The following is a 6,430-nucleotide window of genomic DNA, read 5'->3' as shown; positions in this document are numbered from 1 at the left end:
GTGTTGCAGAAGGCGGCGACGGTGGCCGGTTCGGCAGGCCCGGCGGTCAACGACCAGCGAAACGGGGTCGGGCCGCGGCCGGTGGTGTACTCGCCGCGGCCCTCCACCGCGGCCCGGACACTTGGTGTCGGTGTTCCGGCGGCGGTGCACATCAGGTCGAGCAGCGTGTCGGTGCCCCATGGGCCGCTGAACGGCTCGAGCAACTCCGGCCGCAGCTCCTCGCCGGGCCAGCCGTCGTCCACCACGATCAGGTGCACACCCGGCGACATCCGCGACGCGGCGTGCGCCCGGAGCAGCACCTCGTTGATGTCGACGGCCGAATCCGGCACCACGGCCACGTCGAACAGGATGCGTACCGTCGTGCCGTGCGCGTCGGGCTTGCGGTTCCCGGTGCCGCGCAGTTTCTGGGTGTCGGCGCGGGTGAACGGGGCGTTCGGGTCGAAGTCCTTGCCCTCGAACACACCGGGGTAGCCGCCGCCGAAACTCTGCAGGTAGGTCTTGCCCGCCCGGCGAACCGTGACGTCGGTGCGCGCGGAGATGAACACCGCTGCGGCGGCACCGATCCCGTTGAGGCCGGCGCCGGTGCTGGCGGCGTCGGCGTGCACCGAGAACTTGCCGCCGGCACGCGCCGTACCCAGAGTCTTGACGATGCCGTTCTTGCCGTTCACTGGGTCGGAGTCGACGGGTAGACCGCGGCCGTCGTCGGCGACGCTGACCGACCCGTCGGCGTGCAGGGTGATCGTCACCGTGGAACCGCCGTGAGCGGGATCGGCGACCTCTTCGATGGCGTTGTCCACCAGTTCGCGAAGTGCGGTGTTGAGCACGTCGAGGCCCAGGTTCACCGCGGGCCGCAGGCGCGTGTGCTGGACATCGTCGAGTTCGGTGATGTCTGCGGCGTTGTAACTCACTGCTTGTCCTCTCCCTCTGGGCCCGATCCCGCAGCGGTCGGATCCCGTCGGAGTCTCACTCTGGGCGGTGCACATATTCTGCCCTGGGACCCCGACACCGGGTCCCACCGCCACGGCCGAACCCGCCGCGAAGTTTGGCATGAATCTCACACCGACGACCCACACAGACAACTCGGCCGGGTGTGTTCCATCGGTGTCGGACCCCTGCTCGATACTCCCGGACATGGGTAAACGCAACCGCGAGAAGCGGGCGGCCAAGCAGAAGCGCCGGCACTCGTCTGCAGCCGGGCGTGAGCACAACCGCTCGGACACGGGGCCGGACCCGGCGCTCGCCCTCGAAAGACTCATCATCGCCATGAGTGAGGCGGCGAGTTACCCCGCGCCGTGGAGTGCGGCGGAGCTCGTGCGGCAGCACCGGGGTATGGAACGCGAGCTTGACATCGCCGCGGATCTCGTCGTGCACGAGGCCATCCGCGCGGCGTGGGAGCACGGATGGTCGCCGACCGATTTGCACGAGATAGCGCGCCGCAGACTGGACGCGGCCGGCGTGCGCTACCTCGATGAGGCAATCGTGCTGGAGTCCCAGCGGTACTCGGCGGCCTCGTTGCACCCACGGTGGCGCACTGAGCTCGCCGACATCTCTGCGGCGGTTGAGCCGTCTGTTGCGACCCCGCAGATGAGGCGTTGGGCCGCTTCGCATTCCGTCGACGAGGTCGGCGCGGTGACTGTGGTCCTCCGAGTCTTGCACCTGCTGGGCAGCATCCCGGGGATCCAACCGTTGCTTCCACTGCCCGGTGCGCACCGCGAGGTGCCTGCCGTTGTCGGCGAGGTCGACGAGAAGATGCTGGCCCGGGTGCGTGCGTTGCTGGCCAAGGCGGAGGCCACCGACTACCCCGACGAGGCCGAGGCGCTGTCGGCGAAGGCGCAGGCACTCATGGTCCGGTATTCGCTACGGGAGGCGGTCGAGGATCACGATCGCGGCCGGGCCCCCGTCGCCGCGGCACGCCGCGTCTGGATCGACAACCCCTACGTGGCAGCCAAAGTCGCGCTGGTGCAGGCCGTCGCCCAAGCCAATCGGTGTCGGATGGTCTGGCTCAAGGACCTTGGTTGTGTGGTCAACGTCGGCTCGGACACCGATCTGGACCTGGTGGACCTGCTCTCGACGTCGCTGCTGGTTCAGGCCAACCGGGCGATGTTGGTCGCGGGTCGCCGGCACGACGTGCGAGGACAGTCGCGCACCAAGTCGTTCCGGCTGTCCTTCCTGGTCGCCTACGCCAACCGAATCGGGGAGCGGTTGGCCGCGACCAACTCGGCGGTCACAGATGAACTACGGCACGACGACCGATTGTTACCCGTGTTGGCTGCACGTAGCCGCGTGTCCGACGAGGCATTCGCCCGGCTTTTCCCGCGCACCGTCGCCAGCCCGCTGGCGGCCTACGACACCGTCGGCTTGGACGCCGGTCGCTCCGCCGCGGACATGGCGACACTCGATGTCAGAGACTCGATCGCCGGCTAGATCGAAGACCGGGATCAGCCGCAGATCACCCGGGGAATCGGGTCATAGGTGACGGTGTGGGTCTCGGTCCTGGTGCGTCCGCTGGCGATCTCGCGCAGGGTGCGGGTGTCGGTGACGGTGAACCCGGGCCCGCCGCCGCTGGCGCTGCAGGCTTCACCGGCGGGGATCGTGACGGTCCGCGGGCTGGTCGGGCGGCTGCGCGAGCTCGTCGACGATGTGACCTCGTAGCGTTTGATGCCGATCAGCCGGGCGGTGATCGAACTCGACGTCCATTCGGTCTGAATTTGTACCGAGGTCGGGCCGTCGTTGCGGAATTTGACGTCGAGGATGTCGCCGAACACCGTGGCTTCCCGGGCGGGCGGGTAGCGGCTGATGTAGTAGCTGTGCTCGTGGTGCTCGATGTCCTCCATGCCGGCGAAGTACGCGGCGTTGAACAGAGTGGTCGCCATCTGCGAGACGCCGCCACCGACACCGCGAGCGGGCCGGCCGTTCTCGATGATTCCGGCCTCGACGTAGCCGGCCGCGGCGTTGCGCGGATTGGTTGCTGCGTTGAGGCTGAACGTTTCTCCGGGCCCGACCACGATCCCGTCGATCTGTTCGGCAGCGCGTCGGATGTTCCGGCCCGAGTCGCTCGAGAACCCGCTCGTCTGGAACTCGCCGATGATTTCGACGGGGCCGAGTTCGGCGACGTCGACGAGGGTGAACGTGGCCTTGTCGTCCACGTACTCCGCGGTGATCTCCCGGTTGTCGGTGCTGCTGAGCACCGAGAGCAGATCGGTCAGGGTGGCGTCGTAGTCGACTCTGCGGCCGTCCTGGGCAGGCATCATGATCGGTGGGGTGGCGGTGAAGTCGATGTCGGCGTCGCGCCGCGGGGTCTCCGACGAATCGAGCTGGGGGCGTAGGGCGTTGACGATTTGTTCCTCGTCGATCTCCGGAGAGAGCCGGCCGTTGCCGGGCCGGAACGTCAGGGCCGATGCGATCAGCTCCTCGGTGATCACCGCGTCGGTGTTGTTGTCGCCTCTGACGGTGACCGGACCGGACACGGCAGGTGTGGCAATACTGCTGAGCGCGATGGCGACGTCGGTACGAGTGGTGCGCGGCTGCAGTTCGACCACCGGCAGGTCGAGGGTCTCTTCGGCGGCCCATTCGCGGGCGACCAGATCCGCGGCCGCGGTGATGTCGAGCCGTTGCCCGGTTCGAGGGGGCGACGACACCGGTTCGCCGTCGACAAAAGCCACCGAGCCCTCGACCGGTTCCTCGGCGACGTCGGCTCCGAGATCTTCGAGCGCGGCGGTGAGGGCCTGTTCGTCCACGGTGGAGACCACGCCGATCGGGGTTTCCACGAAGAACGACGTGAGTCGGGTGATCGGGTTCAACGGCTGCGTGCCGGCCTGGTCGACGGTGGCACGCGAATCCACGGTCAACCCGACAGCCCCGGGGTCCACCTCGGCGCGAACCGTACCGATCGACACGTCGACCGGCTGTCCTGCCCGCGGCCCGATCTGCTCCCGGACGCGCTGATCGGCCTCATCGGGAGTCAGGCCACCCAGCGCCACACCGGCGGCGGTGACACCTCTGGGCAGCTTCGACGAGGTCACCATCAGGTCGGCCACATAGAGCGATGCCAGCACTGTGAGCGGGACGCCGACCGTCAGGAGTATTCGACGGCGCCGCGACCCCGTGGAGCCGGTGCTCGTACTACTGGTCACCGTCAGGTGCTCCCCTGGCATAGACGCGTTCAACACACCCGTCCAGCCCATTATGCCCATAATGCCCGGACGCGCTCATGCGCAGTCAGACGCCGATCGCCCACCCAGATGCCGGGCCAGGAAGCGCTCGAGGGCGCCGTACAGCTCGATGTTGCTGTCCGGGTTGGTGAACCAGTGCCCCTCGGTCTTGTTCAGCAGGTACTCGACCTCAGCGTCCCGGGAGCGGAGCGCCTCGACGATGCGGTCGGAGTGGCGGCGGGCGACCCGAACATCATTGGCTCCGTGGATCAGCAGCACCGGTGCGGTGATGTCGTCCACACGGCTCACAGGTGACCGAGCTCGCATGTCGGCCATCTGGCGCGGGTCCTCCGGATCCCCGATGTAGCGCAGGTAGCTGTTCTCGACAGAGCGCCGGGCGAAGGGAACAACCGATTCGACCAGGTCGACGAGGTCGGACATCCCGGTGTAACTGATCGCCGCGGCGAACCGGTCGGGGGTGAACGCGGCCCCGACGAGTGCGGCGTAACCGCCGTAGGAGCAGCCGTAGATCGCGACCCGGTCCGGGTCGGTGTAGCCGCGCCCGACGGCCCAGTCGAGGGCGTCGACGAGATCGTCGTGCATTCGTCCGGCGAACTGGCCGATAGCGGCCTGGGTGTGGGCCTTGCCGTAGCCGGTCGAGCCCCGGAAGTTGACCTGCAGTACTGCGTATCCGCGATTGGCCAGGAGTTGGACCTCCGGGTCGAAGCACCAGCTGTCGCGGTACCACGGACCGCCGTGCACCAGCAGCACGGTCGGAAGCTTCTGTGGTTCGAGTCCGACCGGCAGGGTGATGTGGCAGGGCAGGGTCAGCCCGTCGCGCGCGGTGAGGCTGATCGGGGTGACCGGGGCCAGCTGTTCCGGGTCGAGGTGGGGGAACGGTCTGAACAGCCGCCGCGCGTGGCCGGTGGTGTGGTCGTAGGACCATGTGACACCGGGATCGCGGTCGTGGATGAAGTCCACCACCCATCGCTGCGCCGTGGCATCGCAGGACACGTGTGCCAGATCGCCGTCGGACAACTCCTCGAGCCGCGGCAGCACCGTGGCGAAGTGGGGGTCGAGCGCATGGATCTCCTGACGCGCACCGAGGTATCGGGCGCCGAGCAGTTCCCCGGTGCCCGGGTGCAGGATCAACGAGGACGGAAAGCGGGGGTCGGCCTCGGGGCGCGGTGTGTCCAGGTCGAACACCGGGTGGCTGTCCACCCCGATCTGCTCGCCGGTCGTCAGGTCGACCCGGACCAGACGGGTGCGGTCCGAACCGCGTGACGAGCCGATCCACAGTCCGTTGCCGTCGGGGGTGAGCACTGCCGGATTCACGCCGAACATGGCGTCGGCGCCGGCGAACCGCGTGATCAGGAGCCGATCACCCCTGTCCCATTGCGAAAGCACATGGTCACCGCCGTCCTCCATGGTGAACACCAGCAACCGGTCCGGGGTGCGCAGCCAGGACAACACGTCGCCGGGGTTCTGCGCGATCAAGGTCAGCCGGCCGGTCGCGAGGTCGAGTTCGTACAGGTCGGCCTGGTCCGGGCGGCGCTTGTTGAGCTGCACGAAAGCCGTTCCGGGTCGGTCCGGTGGGAGTTGCACTCCCAGCAACCGCACGCCGTCGAAGGGAGTCAGATCGACCGTGGGCTCGTCCGGGTGGTGCGGGTCGGCGCGATGGAGATGCCAGTTCTCGTCGCCGTCGGTGTCCTGTTGGAACAGCAGGTAGCGGCCCGCGGTGGACCAGAAGAAGGCGTCGATGTTGCGCCGGGTGTCGGAGGTGATGCGCTGGGCATCAACGCCTTTCACATCATCGGCGGCAGACCAGTCCGAGTCGGCCGCGCGGATGAACACGTTCAGCCGACCGCGCCACGGGGCGAGGTAGGCGACCTTCGAGCCGTCAGGGGACAGGAGGGCTCGGCTCCGTGTGGGGAGGTCGAAGAGATCGTCGACAGCGATCAACGTCGGCGGGGCGGTCATCGTGGATCCTTACGGTGAGGGTTCGGTCATCCCTCAGTCCAACCCGTGACGTCGCGTCCTACTCAAGCGCGCTCGATGTCACGCCCGTACCTCATTGGACTTCACCGCAGGCAGGAAGGCCGACGAGACGAGCTGGCCACGCAGCCGACCGTTCGACTGCCGGAAAAGGCACGTCATTGCGGCGGCGGTGCCGCGGACATCGTCGCGGGCGGTCAGGTAGCTCCACCGGTGGGGCTCGGGCAATGCGAAGAACCGCTCGAAGAAGCCCGGGACCTCATCCGGGGGCATCCGCAGCAGTG

4 protein-coding genes and 1 pseudogene are annotated in these 6,430 nt (G+C 68.0%); 1 reads left to right on the top strand and 4 read right to left on the bottom strand.

Going from position 1 to position 6,430, the window contains the following annotated elements; genetic code table 11:
• Nucleotides 1-908 (bottom strand): ATP-binding protein (locus WA965_RS28220; protein ID WP_526448262.1); only part of this gene is annotated, 908 nt, incomplete at its 3' end.
• Between the two features lie 223 nt (nucleotides 909-1,131).
• Between WA965_RS28220 and WA965_RS28215 the strand changes: the two genes are divergently transcribed.
• Nucleotides 1,132-2,424 carry a DUF2786 domain-containing protein gene (locus WA965_RS28215; RefSeq protein ID WP_526295070.1) on the top strand — a complete coding sequence of 431 codons (1,293 nt, stop codon included), beginning with the start codon at nucleotides 1,132-1,134 and terminating at the stop codon, nucleotides 2,422-2,424.
• A 14-nt stretch (nucleotides 2,425-2,438) separates the two neighbouring features.
• Here WA965_RS28215 and WA965_RS28210 read toward each other — a convergent pair whose 3' ends face one another.
• The 3 genes and pseudogenes from WA965_RS28210 to WA965_RS28200 form a co-directional block, all read right to left on the bottom strand.
• Entirely contained in the window at nucleotides 2,439-4,133 is a 1,695-nt protein-coding gene (locus WA965_RS28210; RefSeq protein WP_526295068.1) for a VanW family protein, read from the bottom strand.
• Between the two features lie 75 nt (nucleotides 4,134-4,208).
• Nucleotides 4,209-6,131, bottom strand: coding sequence for a S9 family peptidase (locus WA965_RS28205; RefSeq protein ID WP_526295066.1), 1,923 nt, complete (start codon nucleotides 6,129-6,131; stop codon nucleotides 4,209-4,211).
• A 78-nt stretch (nucleotides 6,132-6,209) separates the two neighbouring features.
• A pseudogene (locus tag WA965_RS28200) lies at nucleotides 6,210-6,430 on the bottom strand (lycopene cyclase family protein); the annotation flags it as partial.

The sequence above is a fragment of the Mycobacterium sp. genome, assembly GCF_049683935.1.
GTDB lineage: Bacteria > Actinomycetota > Actinomycetes > Mycobacteriales > Mycobacteriaceae > Mycobacterium.
This window is presented reverse-complemented; position numbering and strand designations above follow the sequence as displayed.

Coding starts and splice junctions, on each gene's coding strand:
- WA965_RS28205 (WP_526295066.1), bottom strand. CDS start 6,131: ATGACCGCCCCGCCGACGTTGATCGCTGTCGACGATCTCTTCGACCTC.
- WA965_RS28215 (WP_526295070.1), top strand. CDS start 1,132: ATGGGTAAACGCAACCGCGAGAAGCGGGCGGCCAAGCAGAAGCGCCGG.